The sequence below is a fragment of the Clostridium sp. UBA4548 genome (assembly GCF_002387895.1).
Lineage (GTDB): Bacteria > Bacillota > Clostridia > Clostridiales > Clostridiaceae > Clostridium_J.
Map to the genome: position 1 here is coordinate 261,938 of NZ_DGLI01000021.1, position 23,617 is coordinate 285,554.

General features: G+C 30.9%; 19 protein-coding genes, 1 riboswitch and 1 other annotated feature. Of the genes, 11 read left to right on the top strand and 8 right to left on the bottom strand.

Translation table 11 applies throughout. The features are described 5' to 3' along the window. Positions 1-103: 103 nt before the first annotated feature. Complete coding sequence (locus tag B3040_RS07635) at positions 104-1,045, bottom strand: ABC transporter substrate-binding protein (RefSeq protein WP_291571844.1); 942 nt, start codon at positions 1,043-1,045, stop codon at positions 104-106. Between the two features lie 92 nt (positions 1,046-1,137). Then, a riboswitch (cobalamin riboswitch) is annotated at positions 1,138-1,307 on the bottom strand. 433 nt (positions 1,308-1,740) lie between these two features. Between B3040_RS07635 and B3040_RS07640 the strand changes: the two genes are divergently transcribed. After that, a complete protein-coding gene (locus B3040_RS07640; RefSeq protein WP_291571847.1) occupies positions 1,741-3,237 on the top strand; it encodes a YjjI family glycine radical enzyme in 1,497 nt (498 codons plus the stop codon). Further along, a complete protein-coding gene (locus tag B3040_RS07645; RefSeq protein ID WP_291571848.1) occupies positions 3,230-4,069 on the top strand; it encodes a YjjW family glycine radical enzyme activase in 840 nt (279 codons plus the stop codon). The genes B3040_RS07640 and B3040_RS07645 overlap by 8 nt, the downstream gene beginning before the upstream one ends. 93 nt (positions 4,070-4,162) lie before the next feature. On the opposite strand, the gene B3040_RS07650 is transcribed toward B3040_RS07645, so the two are convergent. Continuing rightward, positions 4,163-4,696: a nitroreductase family protein gene (locus B3040_RS07650; RefSeq protein ID WP_291571850.1), complete on the bottom strand. Its 534-nt coding sequence runs from the start codon at positions 4,694-4,696 to the stop codon at positions 4,163-4,165. A 547-nt stretch (positions 4,697-5,243) separates the two neighbouring features. Here B3040_RS07650 and B3040_RS07655 point away from each other — a divergent pair. The 3 genes from B3040_RS07655 (at position 5,244) to asnS (ending at position 8,890) form a co-directional block, all read left to right on the top strand. Beyond that, positions 5,244-5,786: a carbonic anhydrase gene (locus tag B3040_RS07655; RefSeq protein WP_291571852.1), complete on the top strand. Its 543-nt coding sequence runs from the start codon at positions 5,244-5,246 to the stop codon at positions 5,784-5,786. A 603-nt stretch (positions 5,787-6,389) separates the two neighbouring features. Continuing rightward, complete coding sequence (locus B3040_RS07660; protein WP_291571854.1) at positions 6,390-6,878, top strand: QueT transporter family protein; 489 nt, start codon at positions 6,390-6,392, stop codon at positions 6,876-6,878. A gap of 176 nt (positions 6,879-7,054) precedes the next feature. Then, positions 7,055-7,301 (top strand) — a binding site (T-box leader). 197 nt (positions 7,302-7,498) lie between these two features. Beyond that, complete coding sequence (asnS, locus tag B3040_RS07665; protein WP_414632526.1) at positions 7,499-8,890, top strand: asparagine--tRNA ligase; 1,392 nt, start codon at positions 7,499-7,501, stop codon at positions 8,888-8,890. 201 nt (positions 8,891-9,091) lie between these two features. Here asnS and B3040_RS07670 read toward each other — a convergent pair whose 3' ends face one another. After that, on the bottom strand, positions 9,092-9,433 hold the full coding sequence (locus B3040_RS07670; RefSeq protein WP_291571856.1) for a hypothetical protein: 342 nt from the start codon (positions 9,431-9,433) through the stop codon (positions 9,092-9,094). Positions 9,434-10,123: 690 nt separating this feature from the next. On the opposite strand from B3040_RS07670, the gene B3040_RS07675 reads away from it, so the two are divergent. After that, on the top strand, positions 10,124-10,975 hold the full coding sequence (locus B3040_RS07675) for a YitT family protein (RefSeq protein ID WP_291571858.1): 852 nt from the start codon (positions 10,124-10,126) through the stop codon (positions 10,973-10,975). Positions 10,976-11,121: 146 nt separating this feature from the next. Here the strand turns inward: B3040_RS07675 and B3040_RS07680 are convergent, their stop codons facing one another. Further along, the gene (locus tag B3040_RS07680) at positions 11,122-11,292 is read right to left on the bottom strand and encodes a DUF362 domain-containing protein (RefSeq protein WP_017413272.1); all 171 of its coding nucleotides are present in this window, start codon (positions 11,290-11,292) and stop codon (positions 11,122-11,124) included. A gap of 146 nt (positions 11,293-11,438) precedes the next feature. Beyond that, on the bottom strand, positions 11,439-11,609 hold the full coding sequence (locus B3040_RS07685) for a DUF362 domain-containing protein (RefSeq protein WP_017413271.1): 171 nt from the start codon (positions 11,607-11,609) through the stop codon (positions 11,439-11,441). Positions 11,610-11,975: 366 nt separating this feature from the next. Between B3040_RS07685 and ymfI the strand changes: the two genes are divergently transcribed. Then, positions 11,976-12,716: an elongation factor P 5-aminopentanone reductase gene (gene ymfI, locus B3040_RS07690; protein WP_291571862.1), complete on the top strand. Its 741-nt coding sequence runs from the start codon at positions 11,976-11,978 to the stop codon at positions 12,714-12,716. 114 nt (positions 12,717-12,830) lie between these two features. Further along, the gene (locus B3040_RS07695) at positions 12,831-13,178 is read left to right on the top strand and encodes a hypothetical protein (protein WP_291571864.1); all 348 of its coding nucleotides are present in this window, start codon (positions 12,831-12,833) and stop codon (positions 13,176-13,178) included. 135 nt (positions 13,179-13,313) lie between these two features. Here B3040_RS07695 and B3040_RS07700 read toward each other — a convergent pair whose 3' ends face one another. Continuing rightward, the gene (locus B3040_RS07700; RefSeq protein WP_291571866.1) at positions 13,314-14,585 is read right to left on the bottom strand and encodes a 4Fe-4S binding protein; all 1,272 of its coding nucleotides are present in this window, start codon (positions 14,583-14,585) and stop codon (positions 13,314-13,316) included. 280 nt (positions 14,586-14,865) lie between these two features. After that, positions 14,866-17,865: a vitamin B12-dependent ribonucleotide reductase gene (locus tag B3040_RS07705; RefSeq protein WP_291571869.1), complete on the bottom strand. Its 3,000-nt coding sequence runs from the start codon at positions 17,863-17,865 to the stop codon at positions 14,866-14,868. A gap of 652 nt (positions 17,866-18,517) precedes the next feature. Here B3040_RS07705 and B3040_RS07710 point away from each other — a divergent pair. From B3040_RS07710 to B3040_RS07720, 3 genes are all read left to right on the top strand, one after another. After that, on the top strand, positions 18,518-19,024 hold the full coding sequence (locus tag B3040_RS07710) for a gamma carbonic anhydrase family protein (RefSeq protein WP_291572027.1): 507 nt from the start codon (positions 18,518-18,520) through the stop codon (positions 19,022-19,024). A 197-nt stretch (positions 19,025-19,221) separates the two neighbouring features. After that, positions 19,222-19,719, top strand: a complete 498-nt coding sequence (locus B3040_RS07715) for a GAF domain-containing protein (RefSeq protein ID WP_414632527.1) — start codon at positions 19,222-19,224, stop codon at positions 19,717-19,719. A gap of 14 nt (positions 19,720-19,733) precedes the next feature. After that, complete coding sequence (locus B3040_RS07720; protein ID WP_291571871.1) at positions 19,734-20,570, top strand: CvfB family protein; 837 nt, start codon at positions 19,734-19,736, stop codon at positions 20,568-20,570. Positions 20,571-20,625: 55 nt separating this feature from the next. Here the strand turns inward: B3040_RS07720 and B3040_RS07725 are convergent, their stop codons facing one another. Beyond that, on the bottom strand, positions 20,626-23,274 hold the full coding sequence (locus B3040_RS07725) for a cation-translocating P-type ATPase (protein ID WP_291571873.1): 2,649 nt from the start codon (positions 23,272-23,274) through the stop codon (positions 20,626-20,628). Positions 23,275-23,617: the final 343 nt, after the last annotated feature.

The following is a 23,617-nucleotide window of genomic DNA, read 5'->3' on the forward strand; positions in this document are numbered from 1 at the left end:
TATAATTATGAAGGTAAAGATAATCCATACTATATGTCTTAAGGGGCAAACCTTCAATTAAAATCTAGTTCATAATTAATGTTATATCCCTATGCTATTAAATTTATTTAAATAGTTCTGGATGAAGAAGTTTAGTCATTTCCTCAAGTCCAGTAGCTAGTCTAGGTCCTTGTCTTACTATGATATTCTCATCAATTTCAAAGACTTTACCCTCTTTAACTGCTCTCAACTCCTTGTATTTAGGATCGTTGATTAAGTTGTTTTTAGCACCAAAATTGCTTGTGCAGATTATTATATCAGGGTCATTTTCAACGATTTTTTCAAAGCTATATTGCCAGCCTTGAAGATCCTTAGCGATGTTTTCTCCACCAGCTAGCTCAATTATTTTATTAATAAAAGTATCACCACCGGCAGTGAAATCTCCATTAGCGCCAAAGTCTACAACATAATAAACTTTTGGTTTATTAGTTATACTTTTAGTTTTAGTTTCAACAGTAGAGATTTTTGCTTTCATATCATCAGTAATTTTCTTAGCTTTATCAGTTTCGCCTAAAACAGTTCCTATCTTCTCAATTATAGTAAACGTTCCCTCAAAGCTATCTTTTTCATAAACAGCAAGAACAGTAATTCCTAAATCTCTTAATTTATTAACTACATCTTCTTTTACATGTGTAGAGGCTAAAACTAAATCAGGTTTTAAAGAAACTATTTTCTCCACATTTGGTTCCATAAGAGATCCAATAGATTCAACTTTTGAAACTTCACTTGGGTAGTCACAGAAATCAGTTCTTCCTACTAACTTATCTCCAAGACCAAGAGCAAATACTATTTCAGTAGTGTTTGGACCAAGAGAAACTATTTTCTCAGGTTTCTTATTAATAGTAACTTCTTTTCCATAAGAATCAGTGATAGTCATTGGATAAGTAGTTGCTGATTTATTTTCTTTTTTTTCTTCATTAGTAGCAGGTTTGCTACAACCAACTAATAAAGAGGAAATAAAGATCATTGATATAAACAAACTAAAAAGTTTTTTCATTGATTTCATTTTTTCATCTCCTTAAAATTTTTCCAGTAAATAAAAAAAAGCCCACAAAGAGGCTGGTTGACGAATTGCATCCATCTCCTTTCCCTCCGAAAGTGATTATCGATTTCTAGGTAGGTCTCCTGGCTTATGGTTCATCCTTAGCTTACCTTCCCGTTTATCACAGTGGTATTCAAGCTTTGTCACCATATACAGTAGCGGGGGCTGCAGTGTTTCACACTTTCCCTTTTATGCTTTTATAAGCACCTAAAAATAAATATATTAAATTTGTAAAAAATTATGAGAACTTTTTTACGAATTATCTAATAGAATTGTAAAACCTTAATGGTTAAAAGTCAATAGAAAGTTATGGTAATATCACAGATATACACATATATTAGAGGGTTTATATAAGCAAGTGCTTATATGGTAATAAGAAAATTTAGAAGAAAAAGGTTAGTAATAAGATAAAATCCCAATTTAAATATTAAGAAGGTTGTAATAGAGAATTTATATGTAAAGAAGTGCTTAGAATAAATTATTTGTTAATAATTATTATTAATAACTATGGAATTATAATCAGTATTTTAGTATAATATATTTATAAATTAAAAATTTAAGCTATAATAAATATATAAGTCAAAATATAAGGAATTTTGTAGAAAACTTTTAGTTTTATGAACTATATATTTTTGAATCTTAAGAAGGAGTGAAGTAATATGAGTAATGAAATCCTTAACATTATAAAGGATAAAACTTTGACCTACGAGATGAAGGTACTTAATTTAGCAAGAGCAGCAGAAAATAGTTTAGACGTTTTAAATATGAATGAAAAAATAAAAAACTACAGAGATGAAGGCCTTATTTGTGACTTAAATGAAGGATTAGCTCCTTATAGACCAAGATACATTGTACCAGATTATGAAAAGTTCATGAAGCAAGGCAGTGAGTTTTTAAGATTAGAGCCTGCTACAAGTATTTGGGAAGCTGTAAATAATCTATTAATACTTTATAAGCATGTACCATCCATAACTTCCTTTCCAGTATATGTAGGAAATATAGATTATTTATTAGAACCTTTTGTAAAAGATGAAAAAGAAGCTTATGCTGCAATTAAGTTTTTCTTAAAACACATAGATAGAACTATTACAGATTCTTTCTGCCATGGTAATATTGGGCCAAGAGCAACTAAAGCAGGAAAAATTATATTAGAAGTTGAAAGAGAACTTCAAAATGCTACACCTAATATAACTTTAAAATATAGTGAAGAAACTAGCGATGATTTTGCCATAGAAGCAATAAAAACTGCACTTTCTTGTGCAAAACCTAGCTTTGCAAATCATAGAATGTTCTCTAAAGAATTTGGAGAAGACTATGGTATTGCTAGCTGCTATAATGGACTACACATTGGTGGAGGAAGTTATACTTTAGTTAGAATGATTTTATCAAAGGTAGCAAAAAAGGCTAAGAATGAACAAGACTTTTTAAATAATGTGCTTCCAGAAGCTATGGATGTTATGTTAGATTACATGGATAAAAGAATTAAATTCATTGTAGAAGAAAGTAACTTCTTTGAATCAAACTTCCTAGTTAGGGAAGGATTAATTAGCAAGGATAGATTTACAGCTATGTTCGGCTTAGTAGGCCTTGCCGAATGTGTAAACACTCTTTTAGGTGCAACAGAACAAAAGGATAGATTTGGACACAGTGAAGAAGCTAATAAACTTGGTGAAGCTATTATAAGTAAGATGGAAGAAATAGTGAATAATCACAATAATCCATACTGCGTTCCAACCAATGGACATTTCCTTCTTCATGCACAGGTTGGAATTGAAACAGACTGCGAAACAAGTCCGGGATGCAGAATTCCAATTGGAGAAGAACCAGTGCTACATGAGCATTTAGTGCAAAGTGCAGTATTCCATAAGTACTTCCCATCAGGAATTGGCGATATCTTTAAATTTGACACTATGTCAAAAAATAACCCTAAATCTATCTTAGATGTGATAAAAGGAGCCTTCTCTTTAGATATGAGATATTTCTCACTATATTGTGATGATTGTGATGTAATAAGAATCACAGGATATTTAGTTAAACGTTCAGATATTGAAAAGTTAGATAGAGGAGAGCAGGTTTTACAAGATACAGTGGCATTAGGTTATGGTGCAGTTAAAAACTCAAAAATTCTTGAAAGAAAGCTAAGACACAATGAGTAAATTTGCCCTAGTAAATAAAATAATTCCCTTTAGCAATGTAGATGGAGAGGGGAATAGAACAGCTATTTTTCTTCAAGGATGTAATTATAACTGCCTATACTGCCATAATCCAGAAACCATAAATCATTGCAATAACTGTGGACTTTGTGTTCCACATTGTGAATATGGAGCTTTATCTAAAATAGAGGGAAAAGTAATTTATGATATAGAAAAATGTCAAAACTGTGATAGATGCATTGCTGAATGCAAAAGAAATAGTAGTCCTAAAATAACTCCAATGACAGTGGCGGATATACTAAAGTATCTGCAAAAGACCAGATATTTTATATCTGGAATTACTGTATCTGGGGGAGAATGCACACTACAAAGTGATTTCTTAACAGAACTTTTTAGAGAAGTTAAAAAAATGGGACTTACTACCTTCATAGACACTAATGGCTCTACGCCCATATATAATAACAAAGAGCTATTAGAAGTGATGGATAAGACAATGATAGATTTAAAAGCTTATGACAGTGAAGAAAACAAAATGCTTACAGGGCTAGAGAACCAAACTGTTATAGAAAATATAAAGATTCTAGGAAAGCTGGATAAGGTTTATGAAATTAGAACGGTGGTAGTTCCACAGGTTTTAGACAGTAAAAAAACTGTAGATGAAGGAAGTAAGCTCCTTGCCAACATAAACCCTAATATAATTTATAAACTCATTAAATATAGACCACTTGGTGTTAGAGAAAACTTAATAAAATCCTCTGTGCCAACTCAGGAATATATGGAAGAGCTTAAGGAAATAGCAATTTCAAATGGATGCAAAAATGTAATAATTGTATAAAGAAAAACTATATAATGTAAACAGCCCCTTGTTTAGAAAACAAGGGGCTGTTTATTCATTGCACTAATTTTATTATATAGAATATATTTAAAATTATTTAACAAACTTGCTTCCATAAGTATTTAAGTGAACTTTTTCATAATTTAAATCTTCCTCATTGTTAGCTGGTTTTGCTTCATCTGGATATCCTATGGATAGGATGGATAAAACTTTTAGGTTTTCTGGAATTCCTAATATCAGTCTAATATATTCTTCAGCTGAAGCTGACTCATTATGATTTCTTTCCCTAATCTGAATCCAGCAAGAGCCAAGTCCTAGATCGTAGGATAAAAGATGTATTATTGTTGATGCAATTGAGGTGTCCTCAATCCAAACATCACTAATATCAGGATTTCCAAGAATAACTATGCCAAGCTGTGCATTTTTTAAAAAACCTCCACCAGGTTTTGAAGAAGATAATTTTTCAAGAATAGCTTTATCTTCTACCACAACAAATTCCCAAGGTCTTAAATTTCTAGAAGAAGGAGATAATAAAGCTCCTTGTACTAACTGAAGAACCTTTTCCTTTTCAATTTCCTTGGTGGTATATTTTCTAATACTTCTTCGTCTTTTTAATAAATCTAACATTTTTATACCTCCTTTTTATTTTCAGATGCCTTAATATTATTATAACAGTAAAATATTTCTATACTATAAACAATATGGCTAAGATACATCAATAATATAATAAACTAGTAATATTATGTATTTTTCATATAAGGAGTCCCATATTAGAGGCTCCTATTGAAATGATTAAATAGTGAATTAAAGAAGTAACGTTTAAGTTAATTTATTAAATGATATATGATTGTAATTAACACAAAATTTAAAACTAAATCACAATATTTAAAAACTCTAGATATAAAATTATTGCTAGTGTCAAAAATACCTAATATAATTATATTAAATTTCGAAAGGGGAAAGTATGGATTAAGGCATCTGAAAATAAATAACAAGTCAAGGATGTGAAGGATATTTTGAGTTCACAAGCAAGCTTGTGCTGACAAGGAAACAGGTTCCTCAGATAGTAGGGCTATCAAAGGGTTCTGTTGACGCAGTATAGCACAAAATAGACGAGCAGATTGACTTACTTATTTTTTGAAGATGCCTAAGTGCAAATCCGTATACAAATTCTATGGAAAGATTAATAAAGGTAGTAAGTGATGGAGATATTTCTTTAAAGTATAAAGGTACTCCAATAGAAAAACTTCTAAAATATCATAATTTAGGGTATTCTTTTGATGAGTATGAAAAGGCTGAGCTATTAATAGGTATGTGTATGGATAATAGAAAGCAGCTAAAAATTCCTAATAACTTTTCGTATATTATACGCTCCGGTGGTGGAAACTTGCGTTATAGTGAATTTAAGGTATCCTATGCCATTGCAGTGGGAGGGGTAAAAGCCATAGCTTTAACGGGTCATAATAACTGTGGTATGGTTAATTTAATGTCTAAAAAAGATAAATTTATTAAAGGTTTAGTGGAAAATGCAGGTTGGGAAGAAAAACAAGCAGAGGAACACTTTAGGAACTTTGCTCCAATGTTTGAAATTGATAATGAAATAGATTTCCTACTAAGTGAGGCAAAAAGATTAAGAAACAAGTATCCAAACATACTTGTAGCTCCGTTATTTTATAATGTGGATGATAATCTTCTGTATTTAATTAATGAAGATTAACATTGATTTTCAATAGGTTAAGCTGTATAATGAAATACGATAAAACTAAATGGACAGTTCGGAAGCCTCCTGTCTTTAAATAAAACTACGGCATTGAAATCTTTAAACCCCTTTGTAAATTTATTTACAAGGGCTAATTCTCATTCGTTAAAGATTACAAGGCTGTCATTTTGGCAGCCTTATTTATTTGTGCAATAAAGTTAGCTTACAACTAGATATTAGAGTAAGATCTATACTAATTTGGTTGTTTAAGAAGCTAATTCATTTGAAAAATTTAATTTTAGTTTTAGTTTCTAGAAATCTTCTGAGACTATATAAATTAAGCAACTTATATGGATTTATATTTTACCTTGCGCAAATAATAATGCTGAAGTTAAATATGGGAGCTAGCCCACTGTTAAATATAACTGGCATCTTCAAAAAATAAATAAGTCAGTATGATTGTCTATTTTGAGTTATACTGAGTCAACAGAACCACTAGATAGCACCACTATCTGCGGAACCTGTTTCCTTGTCGATACAAGCTTGCTTGTGAACTCAAAATATTCTTTATATCTTTGACTTGTTATTTATTTTCAGATGCCTTATAGGGGGAAAATTGAAATGAATAATAATGAAAATTTAGTGAAATTGCTAAAAATGGCTTTAGTAGCTGCTATATATGTAGCGCTTACCTTTGTTTTTGCACCATTGTCTTTTTTAGGTGTACAATTTAGATTTTCTGAAGTTATGGTATTGTTAGCTTTTGTAGATCCATTATACATACCTGCTCTTACTATAGGATGCTTTATTTCAAATTTTTTATTGAGTCCTATGGGTATGGTAGATGTTATTATTGGAACTTTGGCTACATTATTTGCTACCATTGGTATAAGTAAAAGCAAAAATCTTTTTATTGCATCCCTTTGGCCAACAATATTTAATGCTTTCATGGTTGGGGCAGAGCTATATTATGTGTTAAACCTTCCATTTTGGTTATCTACACTTCAAGTAGCAATAGGGGAATTTACTGTGGTTTCAATTGTAGGAGTAGTAATATTTAAGTATATTTTAGATAATAAAAGTTTACTTAAGGCTTTGAAGCTGAAATAAAACAAGTAAATTTAAAATTCCTTGCGAGGATTTATGTAGGGAATTTTTTTAGTCGGAAAATACATAGATTCATAAAAATTATTGTTTGACAATAATATATTTAAGACATATAATATTTTATATACAAATTTAGTATAATTTTTAGAACTATTGTATATTATAGAAGTAACACAAAAACAAAAACTATGATAAGAAGAGTAGATATAAGAAGTAGTTAAAGCGAGTTGGTGAGGGTGGAAGACCAATATGAAGCTTATATTGAAGAACATCTTTGAGTTTCTAACCGAAATCCTTTGGAGAGTAGACTTAGACGGCATCATACCGTTATCCTTGAACAGTATCGAGAACTCTCCGTACTGATAGAGCCGGTGATTTTTATCACAAATTGGGTGGTACCGCGAAATAATGCTTTTCGTCCCTTTACTTAGGGATGAAAGGCTTTTTTTATTTTAAAAAAGATAAAGCAAAACAAAGTAATTGAAATCACACTAGAAGAATTTTAATTTAAATAAGTTTAATCTATAAAAATATAAGTAAACCTCAATTTTAAATTGAAGATGCTTAATTTTTAATATATAAATAAACAAACTTTGGTTTGTAATAATATAGGAGGAGTTATTATGGAAAAAGTATTAGTAAAACAACTTTACAGAGAAACTGAAAAGTTTGCAGAAAAAGAAGTAGCTATTTCTGGATGGATTAGGACTTTAAGATCTTCAAAAGCCTTTGGGTTCATTGAAGTAAATGATGGAAGCTTCTTTAAAAATGTTCAAGTAGTATTTGAGGATGCTTTAGAAAACTTTAAAGAAATAGAAAAGTTAAGCATAAGCTCATCTATTACTGTAATAGGAAATGTGGTTTTAACTCCAGAGGCAAAACAGTCTTTTGAGATTAAAGCTACAAAAATAGTGGTTGAAGGAGAATCCTCTAGTGATTATCCACTTCAAAAGAAAAGACACAGCTTTGAATATTTAAGAACAATAGCACACTTAAGACCAAGAAGTAATGCTTTTTCAGCTGTATTCAGAGTACGTTCTTTAACAGCTTTTGCAATTCATAAGTTCTTCCAAGAAAGAGGCTTTGTGTATACTCATACACCAATTATAACTGGAAGTGACTGTGAGGGTGCTGGAGAAATGTTTAGAGTTACAACAATGGATCTAAACAGCATTCCAAAAACTGAAGAAGGAAAAATTGATTATAAACAAGACTTCTTTGGAAAAGAAACTAACCTTACAGTTAGTGGACAGTTAGCAGCAGAGGCTTATGCTCTTGCTTTTAGAAATGTTTATACTTTCGGACCAACTTTCAGAGCAGAAAATTCAAACACTCCAAGACATGCAGCAGAGTTTTGGATGATTGAGCCAGAGATTTCTTTTGCAGATTTAAATGATGATATGGAACTTGCAGAGGATATGATAAAATATATCATTAACTATGTAATGGAAAATGCTCCAGAAGAGATGGAATTCTTCAACAGCTTTGTAGATAAAGGCTTAATTGAAAGATTAACTAATGTAGCAAATTCAGAATTTGGTAAGATAACTTATACTGAAGCTGTGGAGCTTTTAAAGAAAGCAGATAAAGAGTTCCAATATCCAGTTGAGTGGGGCTGTGATCTTCAAACTGAACATGAAAGATATATTACAGAAGAAGTATTCAACAAGCCAGTATTTGTTACTGATTACCCAAAGGATATAAAAGCTTTCTATATGAGAATGAATGATGACAACAAAACAGTGGCAGCTACAGATCTTTTAGTGCCAGGAGTTGGAGAACTCATTGGTGGAAGCCAAAGAGAGGAAAGACTAGACCTTCTTGAGAAGAGAATAGAAGAGCTAGGACTTCATAAGGAAGATTACTGGTGGTATTTAGAGCTTAGAAAATACGGTGGAACAAAACATGCTGGTTTCGGACTTGGTTTTGAAAGAATGATTATGTATTTAACAGGAATGAGCAACATTAGAGACGTAATACCATTCCCAAGAACTACAGGAACAGCTGAATTCTAAAATAAGAAATTTTATTACTAAGATAAATTAATATTTTCAAGGGTTTAAGGCTTTTGCTTTAAGTCCTTTTTTGTTATTGGAAACCTTTTGACGACATAAAAAAGAGAGTAATAAAATTACTCTTAAATACATGAGTTAATAAGCTTTTGTGCAAGACATATCTTATAATTAGGTAACATGCAAATATTTTTATACTTTTAATTATGCAAAGGTACTCAATTTACATTTCTTTAATACTTTAATATCGATTTCATTTTTTCCAGTAGTTTCTTTAAGAACTTCTACTGTTTCAGCAAGGTCAGTTACAGTTTTAGCGGTAGTAGTTACTGCAAGTTCTATAACCTCAAGCCTTTCACCAATAGTTTTGCCATCCTTATCTTTTGCCCTATCCAGTTGTTCTGAGAAGGATTGTTGAACTTCAGCTAAAGTTTTTATATCTGTTTGGATTTTTTCAAGTTGCACAGAATTTTTTTGAATTTCTGTTTCTATTCTCGATTGACCTTCAAGTAATTTAATTAAAATATCTTTTATTTCATTTTCCATGGTAGTACCTCCCAGTTATCTATTATATCAACATTTTACATCCTTAGTCATTAACAAGTATTTTTGTAATTTATTTATCCTTTTCATAATTGGATTATAATTATATATTAGCAATGAAGCTTAAATATACTTAAAAATAGATTTTTTAGAAAGGTGTATATAACAGGTGATTATACCAGTGCTTTCCATAGTTTTATATGATAACTTATTGCACCACTAAATTCATAGGTTTGTAAGCATAGAATAATTATAAAACTTATAAATCCCTACTGTCAATTAAAAGGTATAAAAAATATAAGGGAAGTGACAAAGGGAGTATTTATTGCAAAGCTATAGATATATGGAAATTAGTTATTTATGTATTCATAGCTTTTATATTATGCGAAAATATCATAAAAATTCATTAAACATGAATAAATTTACATAAATATAACATATTTACTTTCTATAACAATTGTAGTATAATATCATTGGGTAACAATGATAAACGTAAAATATACTATAATTATTCTTATATATTTTAGATTTATTAAGACTAATTATATAAAATAAAGATTTTCTAAATTTGATGTACACATTTTTAGAAATGAGCATAACTCTTTGCCGTAGTAGGTTGAGAGTTTTTTATTTGTGAAAAAATAAATATAATTTTAAGTTTATTAATATACTATATGTTAAGGAGGGTTCCAAATGAAAAAAACAATTTATGAATATGTAATGATTACTATAGGACTTATATTGGTTGCAGCAGGAGTTTACTTCTTTTTAATACCAAATGATTTAGCAGCAGGTGGGGTTACAGGTCTTGCGATGGTTATTAATTATTACTTTCCAGTGCTAAATGTTGGAGCTATAATGCTAGTTTTAAATGTGATTTTATTTATAATTGGTTTTATATTTATAGGCTCTGGTTTTGGAGTTAAAACCATATATTCAAGCTTAATGCTTTCTTTTATAATATCGATTATGGAAACAATATTTCCAATGAGTGGTCCGGTAACTGAGGATATATTTATAAACCTTATTTTTGGTATTTTAGTTGGAGCTATTGGTATGGCTATAGTATTTAATCAAAATGCCTCTACCGGTGGTACAGATATAGTGGCTAAAATATTAAATAAATACATGCATTTAGAGATAGGAAAGGGTCTTTTACTAGCAGACTTATTAGTTACTCTACTAGCTATAGCAGCTTTTGGTGCTACAGTAGGTATGTATTCTTTACTTGGAGTTATAATAAATGGATTTACAGTAGATTCAGCTATTCAAGGGTTAAATATAATTAAGAAGGTTGAAATAGTTAGTAGTAAAGGAATAGAAATCAAAAACTTTATAATAAAAGAACTTGATAGAAGTGCAACCTTATATGATGCAAAAGGTGCTTATTCCCTTCAAAATAAAGAGGTAATAACAACTGTTCTTGGAAAAAGGGAAGTTATTAGATTAAAAAACTTTATTAAGGAAATTGACCCAAAAGCCTTTATAATAACTTATAATGTTCATGAAACTTTAGGTGAAGGTTTTACTGATTTAATGGAATAAGATAGTAACTTAAACTAGAAGCAGAATCTTGGTATAACTAGGTTTCTTCAAATTAAAGTTAAAAGATAATATAATTTCATAAAAAAAACACAAGCTATTAACAAAAGTTAATAGCTTGTACTTTTTAAGATTACTTCTATGTTCAATTATTCTTGAACTGGAGCTCCTACTGGACAAACGCTAGCGCAAGCACCACACTCGATACAAGCATTTCCATCGATTAGGTAGATTCCATCTCCAGCGCTTATGCAGTTAACTGGGCATTCAGCTTCACATGCTCCACAAGAGATGCAAGCATCAACAATTTTATAAGCCATAATCAAAAACCTCCTTTTTCTTAAATCAACATAATAATAACATATTTTCAGAAAATAATAAAGAGATTTATATAATTCTACAGGATGATTAAGTAGAGGGTTTATGTAAACAAAATAATTATAATTTTAAAATAAGCAGGAGATTATTAGTCTAAAATAGGAGCACTAACGGGACATACATTGGAACAAGCCCCGCATTCGATACAAATATGTTCATCTATAATAAAAATATTATCACCCTTTCCAATGCAATTCAAAGGACATTCAGGAATACAAAGACCACAACAGGTGCAAAGGTTAGTAATTTTATAAGCCATAGAGATCCTCCTTAATAAGCATACAGTTATATTATGAAGCTAGAACTGAATCTTTAAACCTTAAATATAGAAATAAAAACTTATATAAGTTAGAATAATTTTAAATAATAACGCAGAGTTAAAGTTTCTATAGAAATAACTTATTACTTAGGATACAATACATAATATATTTATATGTTACTTTCTTAGATAAACAAGTAACTGTAGATTTTCTAGATATAATGCTAAAAGGAAATTTACTCATTTTAACAGCTAAAGTCAATAAAACAAGGGCTGTTTTTTCTAGGTAGTTAAAGTTATGGATTAATAATTTTTTCTAACTTACAGTTAGGTAATAAGAATATTTTGCTATAGAGGTGTTTATATATGAAATTAGTAGGAAAAGTTGCGTTAATAACAGGAGGAACCAGGGGCATTGGAAAAAGTATAGCCTTAAAATTTGCTCGAGAAGGTGCTATTTTAGCACTAAATTATGTTAATGATGATGAAAGAGCTGAAGAGACCTTAAAGGAAATTAAAGAAATGGGGGCTTATGGTATTTTAATAAAAGGAGATGTGAGCAATTATAATTTTGCTTCATCCATGATTGAAGAGATAATTAAAACCTTAGGAAAAATTGATATACTAGTAAATAATGCAGCTATATCCAAGGTAGGACTATTCATGGATATGGAAGAATGTGATTACAATAGCATTATGGATATTAATTTTAAATCCGTATATAATACAAGTCATAATGTGATAAAGCATATGATTGGCAATAAAAGAGGTAATATTATAAATATCTCCTCCATGTGGGGAAACTTGGGAGCTTCCTGTGAGGTACTATACTCTTCCTCTAAAGGAGCAATAAACTCCTTTACAAAATCTCTTGCAAAGGAAGTTGCACCAAGTAACATTAGAGTTAATGCAGTAGCTCCAGGTGTTATTAACACTGATATGAATGCTTGGTTATCAAAGGAAGAAAGAGAAGAACTTATTAGTGAAATTCCCCTTGGTAGATTAGGGAATGGAGAAGAAGTGGCAAAGGTAGTAGTTTTTTTAGCTAGTGAGGATTCTAGTTATGTTACAGGGCAAATAATAAATGTAGATGGAGGGCTTCAATAATATTAAATTTTTATTAAAATGAAGCAATTAACCTTCACTAATTAAAGATTTATACTATAATAAATATAAAATTCATATGTCCTAATATAGAAGAGAAAGGAATTAGAAGAATTAATGAATAATTTTGGAGATATACTAAAAATTATATTGATTGTTGTTTTATTCATTGTGTTTTCACCAGTAATATTTGGAGTCTTTGGTTTCTTTGTAAGAAGTTTGTTTTTTATTATCATATTGGCAGTGATAGTTATTTCAGGCGTAGTAATTTACTTAAAATATAAAGCTAAGAAGTTGGAAAAAGAGTATAGGGATGATCCAAATTTAAAATATTATTATAATGTAAATAAAGATGATTATGAAGAAAATAAGGATGATACAGTTATAGATTATAGTGATTCAACTATTATTGACGTGGATTATGAAGAAAGTCAAGATAGTGAAGATAAACAAGAAAATCAATAAAGGTTAAATTAAAATGCAAAACTATAGTATTTGAAGTAAAGTGAATATGGCTTTGCTTAGGAGTTTAATAATGTTAAAAAAGCAAGGAAATCACAGTGATTTTCTTGCTTTTTTCATAATTATGGTTAGTTAAAATTAGTTTCCTTCATGAGTTTTTAAATAATCAATTTCTTCAGGGTTTAAATTTTTTGTGGATAATAATAGGTCTACAGCAGAGGAGGGGAGGAAGACTTCCTCTTCGCCCTTATCAAAAGGAATTCCATTGTAAAGAGCTACGAAGTATCTCACAGACTTTGTACCTATTTCTATTTCAGAACCCGAATAAAGAGCTTCTAAATCTTTAACTTTAAGGTTAATATCATTTAGTTTAAAGCTGGTAATAAGGTCTTCTTCTTTTACATTATAAAGACTTGAAATTTCCTTAAAGGAATACGAGCCTCTAATATCTGCAGGGTCATATTTGCTAATGTTGGCACTAGAGGTAATCTTAGCAGGCTCTGCACTTCTTTCTGTTTTCCAAAGAGAGAAAGATTTGGATACCTGTATTCCACCAAAGAGAAATAGAATAATAAGTAAAGGCATAAATTTATTTTTTATATGTGATTTTTCAGATTTCATTACTAGGGTATTCTGCTTTGGACATATATTTTCAGAAGTACATTCCATACAAGAAATACATTCTGTAGAGGAAATTTTAGTGCTATCTGATATGGTTAAGTTCATAGGACATTTTTTGTCACACAATTTGCAGGATATGCAAGTGCTATCATTTCTCTTTATAGTAAATAATCTAAATTTATTAGTGATTCCTAAAACTACCCCTAGAGGGCATAAATATTTACACCAAGGTCTTTCTATAACTAAGGATGCAACCAAAATTAAAACTAAAATAATTATGCTATAAAGAGCAACCTCTCCAGTCCAAAAGCTAAATAGTGCATGGTAAGGATCAAAATCTAGAAAGGCAAGTTTAACAGTTGTTGCTGTAGCATACAGGGTCAATAGTAAGATTATATAAGGACCAAAGGATAAGAGCTTATGGAGTTTTGGAGAAATAAAACTATTGTACCTTGTTTTAAAAAGCCTTCTTCCAACTTTTCCTATCCACTCTTGAATAGCACCTAAGGGACAAATCCACCCACAAAAGACCTTCCCAAACAGTAAAGAAATAATCAGTATTAAACCAGTTATTATTAAAGTGGATTCATGTAACTTAGGTAATAGTTTGCCAGAGGTTAAAAGAGTATATAAAGTTTCTATTCCGCCAAAAGGACAAATAGCATGAAGCGAAGCTGTTGGAATAAATGATAGGGCAATTCCTTTTTCTGATAATCCATGATTTACAGCTATTAGTGCAATTAAAACAAAGAAAAAGCTTTGAGTAAATAATCTAATTTTCTTTTTCAAAGTAACCCCTCCCGAAAGTTAATATTATAATTTGAAGTGCAAAATTTATAGGTCTCCAGAAGTAAGATACAGATTATATATTATATTATCTTATCTAGGTTGGATTATAGTATTTACAGATGAATAAAGTAAACCTTCATCCCAAAAACCATGCCTATAAGAAACAGTACTATTTTATTTTAAGCTGTAGTTGTAATGAGTTTTTCATGGAATTGTGATATATTTGTGAAATTTAAGCATATAAAAAAGCTGACTCATTTGAGTCAGCTTTTATTAGTAGTTAGCTACATCCTGTAGTTGTTCCACAATCTTGGCAAACCTTGCAAGTGCCATTTTTAACTAATCTAGTACTTGAACAGTGAGAACAAACCTCAGAGTAAATTCTTTCACCTGTAATTGAAGAAGGATCTTCAATGGAACTTGAGATTTCATTTTCAGCTATAAGAGTTCTAGCTCTGCTAGTAATTCCCTCATAGTTGTCAGGCTTAACCTGGCATCTAGAAAAGTCTCCAAGCTCTATATCGATGATTTTACTAATTAAATCAGAGATAGAGGATACATTTTTAATGTATGGATGCTTTTGAACGAAACCATAAGGCTCATATTTTTGACCTCTAAGCATTTTAGCAATATCACTAGCAGGAACATGATATTGTAGCATTACTGAAATTGACTTAGATAAGGAATTTAAAAGTCCAGTTATAATAGTTCCTTCTCTATCCGTAGTCATATAAATTTCAGATATTTCCCCATGCTCATTTCTATTAACTGTAGTATAGATTTTAACATCATCTATTTGAGCTGGATGAGTAGTGCCAAATCTTATTCCTTGTAGCTTTTCTCTAGTTGAAACCATAGATTTATGCTGTAAGTATTTTGCTCTTTCTAATAATTGATTGTAAGTTAAATCTTCTAAAGAAACTTTATCATCTTCGTTTAAACTAGTAGAGTTAAGAGGTTGGCTTGCTTTACAACCATCTCTATAAAGGGAAATTCCTTTTACTCCAAGCTTCCAAGAAGTTAACACAACTCTTTTAAAATCATCAATTGAAGCAGTTTTAGGTAAGTTAACAGTTTTAGAGATAGCTCCAGAAATTAATGGAGTTATTGCAGACATCATTAGAACATGGCCCATTGGTTTAATATATCTGCTACCGCTACCACATTTATTTGCAGTATCAAATATAGCAAGATGTTCCTCTTTAAGGTGAGGAGCACCTTCAATTTTGCCATCTACAATTTTTTCATATTCAAAACCATTTTCTGTAACAGTCTCTTTTCTTAATATATATTCAACTATGTCTTTAATTTCTTCCTCATTATAACCTAAGTTATCTAGTGAAGCTTCAATAACAGGGTTTACGATAGTCATAAAACCGCCCCCTGAAAGCTTTTTGTAAATAAAATGAGAGAAGTATGGCTCAATAGAGGTAGCACCACAATCCATAGCAAAGGAAATTGTACCAGTTGGTGCAATTACAGACACTTGAGCATTTCTAAAGCCATATTTTTCTCCAGCTTCAATAGCTTCTTTCCAAAGGTTTCTTAAGGCTTTAGAAAGATGTCCAAGATTATTTTTCTTTAATATTTCATGATCAACCTCTAAAGGCTTATAATGTAAATTCTCATAAGGAGTATTCACTGCACCAGCAACTCTTCCATGATTTCTAATTACAGCTAACATGTATTCCTTATTTATTTCGTACTTCTCAAATGGACTAAGAGCTTTTGCCATTAATGCAGAAGTAGCATAAGAAGTTGCTGTAAGAGAACCTATTAAGGCAGCGGATATAGCTCTTGCTTCTTCAGAGTCATAAGGGTGTCCCATAACCATCAGTAAAGAAGCTAAGTTAGCAATTCCAAGGCCAGTGGTTCTAAATAGATGGGTTTTGCGAGCAATATCTTCAGTTGGGAATTGTCCCCAGTGAATTGAAGCTTCAAGAGCTAGTTGAACTAAAGATACTAAGTGAATATATCCATCTAAATCAAAAGATTTATTGTTAACATCGTAAAATTTATAAATGTTTATAGATGCTAAGTTGCAAGAAGTATCATCTAAGAAAGCATATTCTCCACAAGGATTAGTGCAATTGATTCTATTGTACTTAGCACCATATGCTCCGTCTTCCCCAGCAGGGCAAGTGTGCCATGCATTGAAAGTGTCATCAAACTGAGGTGCTGGATCAGCACATTGCCAAGCAGAACTATTGAATAAATCCCAAAGTTCCTGAACTTTTACTTCTTTATCTAACTTACTATCCACTCTACCTTTTAGCATTAGAGTTTCATTAGGATGAACTTCAAGATTATCAACCTTGTTCATGAATTCATCACTAAATCTAATAGAGTTATTTCCATTTTGGCCTGAAACAGTTTCATAAGCTTCACCTTCAAAGGTAGCATCATAACCCATTTTACCTAAGGCACGAACTTTATCTTCTTCTTTAGCTTTCCACTGGATAAAATCTATTATTTCTGGATGGTCTACATCAAGGCAAACCATTTTAGCTGCTCTTCTTGTTGTACCACCAGATTTAATTGCTCCTGCATTTCTATCAAAGCCCTTTAGGAAACTCATAACTCCAGAAGAAACTCCTCCTCCTGAAAGAAGCTCTCCCTTTGCTCTTAAGGAAGCATAGTTTGTTCCAGTACCAGAACCACCTTTAAATAGCTTAGTTTCTGTTACATATTGCTCAGAAATTGAATGATCACCCAATAATTTATCTTCAATAGACAAAATAAAACAAGCAGATGCTTGTGTGCGAGTGTATCCATCTTCACTTTTCACTACTTTTCCTAAATTTTCATTATAATAGAAATTATCTTGGCTTTCACCAGCAATACCATAGGATAGTTTAAGTCCAGTATTGAACCATTGAGGAGAGTTTGGGGCATACATTTGATTTAAAAAGCAATACGCTAACTCATCATATAGTATTTTAAATTCATCCTCTGTAGAAATTATTCCTTCATCCTTTAGAGCTTCACACCAAAAGTTTACTATTCTATGAACTACCATCTTCATGCTATTCTCATAACCAACTTCATTTGGAACCATTGCTTTTTTAAAATATTTAGAAGCAATAATGTCACAGGCATTTTGGGAATAATTCTCAGGGAACTCTAAATCTTTCATATCAACGATTACTGTATTGGATTTATAATCCTTTAAAAATACATCAACTTTTTTCCATTGAAATAAATCATATACAGTAAGATTTTTATCTATATCTAGTGGTTTTGTGTAATATCTTTTAATAATATTATTTATGCTCTTCATAATAAATGCTAGTCATCCCAACGAAAAGACCAGCAAAGTCACCCCCTATAAAATAAAATGATACACAATATGTAGTTGTTTATTAATAGTGTACTACTATATGTGGTATTATATACCAAAGTAATTAATTAATCAACTGCAAAAATGGCCCTAACTTCATAGTAAAAATTTGTAAAAACAACTACACTCTTTGAGTTTCTAGGATTTAAAAGGAATTGAATTTATAAAAAAATTTTTATAAAAAAATTTCAAGGAATTTGCTTGACATTTAAAATTATGTTCATGTTTTAGAGTATTAAAGTAAGCTTTTATTTGTTTAGTTTTTTTATGTTTCATTAAAGCTAAAGAGTTCCTTAGTCAAAGATTGACCTATTTATCTTCAAAAAGCCTTAAGAGAAACAAAGTAGGTTCCAATTATAAGTTTACTGTTAAATTTGGTTCCTTATAAGTTAAAACTATGTATAATATAAGTTTTTACTTTTTTCTCTAAATTTAATAATAAAACTATCTAAAATTAAATTTTATAGTAGCAGTATACTTGAAAATATTTTTAGGTTATTCTTATTATATCGAAGTATTAATGATATAATAAAGGGTAAACTTATATAAATTTTGGCAAATGATTAATACAGATATTGGAAAGGAGAAAGCTATGATAAAAAGCTACAAAGGAAAAATGCCTAGCATAAAAGAATCTTGTTTTATTGCAGAAAATGCTACTGTAATAGGGCAAGTTAGTATTGATGATAATGCAAATATATGGTATGGAACTGTAATCAGAAGTGATATGGATTACACTACCATAGGTAAAAATACAAACATACAAGAAAATACAACTGTACATAATGATTTTAACACCCCAACAGAAATTGGAGATAATGTAACCATTGGACATAACTGTGTAATACACGGGTGCAAAATAAATAACAATGTTTTAATAGGTATGGGTTCAATTATATTAAATAATGCAGAAATTGGCGAGAATACTATTATAGGAGCTGGAAGTTTAGTAACTCAAGGAAAAAAGATTCCTAGTGGAGTGCTTTGTATTGGATCCCCAGCTAAGGTAGTAAGAGAATTAAGCTCAGAAGAAATAGCTTCTATAAAATCTTCCGCTATTCATTATTTAGACATGGCAGAAGAACATAAAAAACTTTAGGCTTTAACAGCATTTTGGAAGTTTCAAATCCGCCATCTTCTAAAGTGGTAGTTGCTTAGTCTAGATAAGTTCCTTTGATGGCAGTCTAAATCTGCTTCCAAAGCTGTTAACAAAATGAACTTGTTCATTATTTAAAATAAAAAACAAAGAAGCTAAAAGTTATAAAGATTGATTTAAAGGTTTAGGAGGGTTAAATAGTGATTAAATTAGGTGCTTTGGATAAAATGACTACAGAAGAAAAATATAAATATATGTTAATTTTACTTGAAGGACAGTTAAGTTCTGAAAGTGATCTTTACGCTAACATATCTAACGCTAGTGCAATTATTTATGCAGTTATGGATAAACTAAACTGGAGTGGGTTTTACTTTATGCGTAATGGTGAACTTGTTCTTGGACCTTTCCAAGGAAAGCCTGCTTGTAACAGAATAAAAGTTGGTAATGGAGTATGTGGCACAGCAGTAAGCACAAAAAAAATACAAAGAATAGCTAATGTTCATGAGTTCCCAGGTCACATTGCTTGTGATAGTGCTTCTAATTCAGAAATCGTAATTCCGCTAATTAAAGAGGATAAAGTCTATGGGGTGCTAGATATAGACAGTCCAGTACTCAATAGATTCACAGAACTTGAGGAGAAATATTTAACTAAGTTTGTAGAGAAGTTAAATATTTACATCAACTGGGAAAATTTATAAAACAGGAGAAGAATATGATAGAAATAGGAAAGATTAATAAACTAAAAATTGTTAGAACCAGCGACTTTGGATATTACCTAGATGGTCATGGCAAAACAACTTCAGATGACATATTGCTACCTATAAAAAGTGCAGTAGGGGAACTAGAGCTAGGAGAAGAAGTAGAGGTATTTGTTTACAGAGATTCGAAGGATAGGATAATATCTACTATGAAAATGCCAAAAGCTATGGTAGGAGATGTAGCATATCTTCAGGTGGTAGATAAGTCTAAAATAGGTTATTTTATAAGCATAGGTTTAGAAAGAGACGTTCTAGTGCCTTTTAAGGAAATTACCTATGACTTAGAAGTAGGAAAGAGCTATTTATTTTATATTTATTTAGACAAAACCGGAAGAATAGCTGCAACTACTAGAGTGGATAGCCATCTTCATGATACAACTACCTATAACATCGGAGAAGAAGTAGAGGGTGTTGTATATGGGGCTCATAAAAATGGTAACATAGTAATTGCTCTTGAAAATATTTATAGAGGAATTATCTTAACAAAAGAAAGTTTTTCAAAGGTGAAAATGGGAGAAACTTTAAAGGTTAGAGTTAAAAGATATTTTGAAGATGGAAAAATAGAAGTTACTACAAGAAAAAAAAGACTTGAAGAGAAGAGTGACCTTGAGGAAATTGTTTTAGACTATATTAAGTCAAATGACGGCTTTATGACCTACAATGATAAAAGTGATGCAGAAGATATAAAGAAGCAATTTAACACTAGTAAGAACGCATTTAAAAGGGCTCTTGGCGGTCTTATGAAAAAGGGATTAATAACCCAAGATGAAACTGGATCAAAGTTAAAATAAAAAAACTGATGAAAACTCATCAGTTTTTTTGTTTTATATATTTTTAAATAAATTACTACTTACGTCTAAATAATTTCAATATTTCATTAAGCACAAGAACTATTAAGCTTAATGCTGCTACAAAGCCCCAGTCGCCTAAAGTTAAAGGTACAACCTTAAAAATTTCAGCAATTGGTGTAATGTATATTACTGCAAGTTGTAGAGCAATACCAATAATTATTGCACCAATCATATACATATTAGAGAATATACCAAGTTTGAATATGGATTTATTCTCACTTCTCATATTAAGAGCATGAACTAATTGAGTACCACTTAATACAACGAAAGCTAAGGTTTGAGCATGCATTAAAGCAGCTGGATTATCGCCAACCGTTGTAAGAGTAACTTCAGCACCACCGTAAGTGTGAACACCATAAACGAAGGCAGCTAAGGTTAAGATACCAATTAACACACCATTAAATAATAGGGTAAATATAGAACCTTTAAAGATACTATCTTTAGGATTTCTTGGTTTCTTTTTCATAACATCCTTATCACCTGGGTCAACTCCAAGAGCAAGAGCAGGGAAAGAGTCTGTTATTAAGTTTACCCAAAGAATATGAGTAGCATTTAATGGAGCAGCCCATCCTAAAAGTATAGCAAGGAATAGAGAAACTATTTCTCCAGCGTTACAAGAAATTAAGAACACTACAGATTTTTTAATATTGTTAAAGATATTTCTACCTTCTTCTATAGCCGAAACAATTGTAGAGAAGTTATCATCAGTTAAAACCATATCTGAAGCACCTTTTGCAACGTCAGTACCAGTAATACCCATGGCAACTCCAATATCAGCTGCTTTTAAGGAAGGCGCATCATTAACACCGTCACCAGTCATGGATACAATATTTCCTTTAGCTTTAAAGGCTTTAACTATTCTAACCTTGTGTTCAGGAGAAACTCTAGCGAATACTCTTAAAGAATCAATTCTATTAGCAAGTTCCTCATCATTCATGCTATCAAGCTCAGCACCCGCAACAACTTGATTAATATTATCAGCAATTAGAAGTTCTTTAGCTATAGCAAAGGCAGTATTCTTATGGTCTCCAGTAATCATTATTGCCTTAATGCCTGATTGCTTACAAAGCTCAATAGAATCCTTAACTTCTAACCTTGGAGGGTCAATCATACCAACAAGTCCAATGAAGATTAAATCCTTTTCTAGCTCATCTATTTCAATATGAGTAGATGGAACAATCTTAAAGGCAGAACCTAAAACTCTAAGAGCGTCATCAGACATTGCAGTGGCAGCCTTTAAAAACTTCCCTTTAAGTTCTTCTGTTAATGGTACAATTTCACCGTTAATATAAGCCTTTGTGCAAAGAGTTAAAAGGTTATCTGTTGCACCTTTTGTCATTACGTAGTAGTTGTCACCATAATTATTTACAGTGGTCATAAGCTTTCTATCTGAATCGAAAGGAATTTCATCCATTCTTTTGTGAGTTTTTTCTAAAGCTTCTTTAAACAAGTTAAACATATTACCAGCTTCTAGCAGAGCAATTTCTGTTGGATCACCAGTTTTTGAAGTTTCTGTAGCAGTAGCATCATTACAAAGCACAATATTTTCTAATAGCAATCTTTGAGTTTTATTTTCAATATTTAGCTTTGAAATATCATCTAAGGTATCATCAGCAAAAAACTTAACTACAGTCATTTTGTTTTGAGTTAAAGTACCAGTTTTATCTGAACAAATTATATTTACAGAACCTAGGGTTTCAACAGCAGGAAGCTTTCTAATGATAGCATTTTCCTTTATCATTCTTTGAACACCTAGAGCAAGAACTATAGTAACTATAGCAGCAAGACCTTCTGGAATTGCAGCAACTGCTAAACTAATAGAAGTCATGAACATGTTACTAAAGCCTCTACCTTGTAGCACACCTACAGTGAACATAAGCACACAAATTACGATGGCACCAATACCAAGAATTTTTCCAAGCTCTTCTAGTTTCTTTTGAAGAGGAGTAAGCTCATTTTCACTTTCATCTAACATCTTAGCAATTTTACCTATTTCAGTATCCATACCAGTGGCTACTGCTACACCAATTCCTCTACCATAAGTTGCTAGAGTTGACATGAAGGCCATGTTTTTCTTGTCTCCAAGAGAAATTTTTTCTTCATGTAAAACTGAATTAGCGTTTTTATCAACAGGTACAGACTCTCCAGTAAGGGCAGATTCTTCGATTTTTAAGTTTGCACTTTCAATAAGTCGAATATCACATGGAATAAATCTACCTGCATCAATAATAACTATATCACCAGGAACTACTTCTTCAGATGGAATTTCTTGAAGTTCTCCATCTCTTTTTACAATAGCTTTTGGAGTGGAAAGCTGCTTTAGTGCATCAAGTGCTTTTTCAGCTTTAGCTTCTTGGATCATTCCAACAAAAGCATTAACAAGAATAACAATACCGATAATTACTGCGTCACCAATTTCGTGACCTACAACTACAGATAATATAGCTGCAACTATTAAGATATAAATTAAAATATCGTTTAGCTGAGCTAAAAATAATTGAAGAGTTGTCTTAGGCTTTTTAGCAGCTAGCTTATTTAACCCGTACTTTTCAGTGTGTTCCTTTACCTGTGAAGAAGTAAGACCTTTAGCACTATCTGTACTAAATTTTTTTATTACTTCTTCAGAAGTTTCATTAAAATACATCAGCATCACCTCATAAAATATTATTTACTTACATAAATTTATTATTTATAAAAATATTTATTAAGCAGCATTAAATTAATTTATTATAAGTATTAAGGGTAAAGAAAGGAGTTCAATATTAAGTTACTAATTAAAAATATTTCTCCAAAAGGGAAGCACAAGATAAAAAGTATAGCAAGTTTATAAAACATTTTTCTTATAAGGAAATTCAACTTATAAGTTAGTATTTGATTTTAAACTTATTTATATATTTAACTTATAATTGCAAAAAAATTAGTAATTTAATATTAGAAAATATTATACCATAATATACCATAACTATTAACAATTTATTTAAAACTTG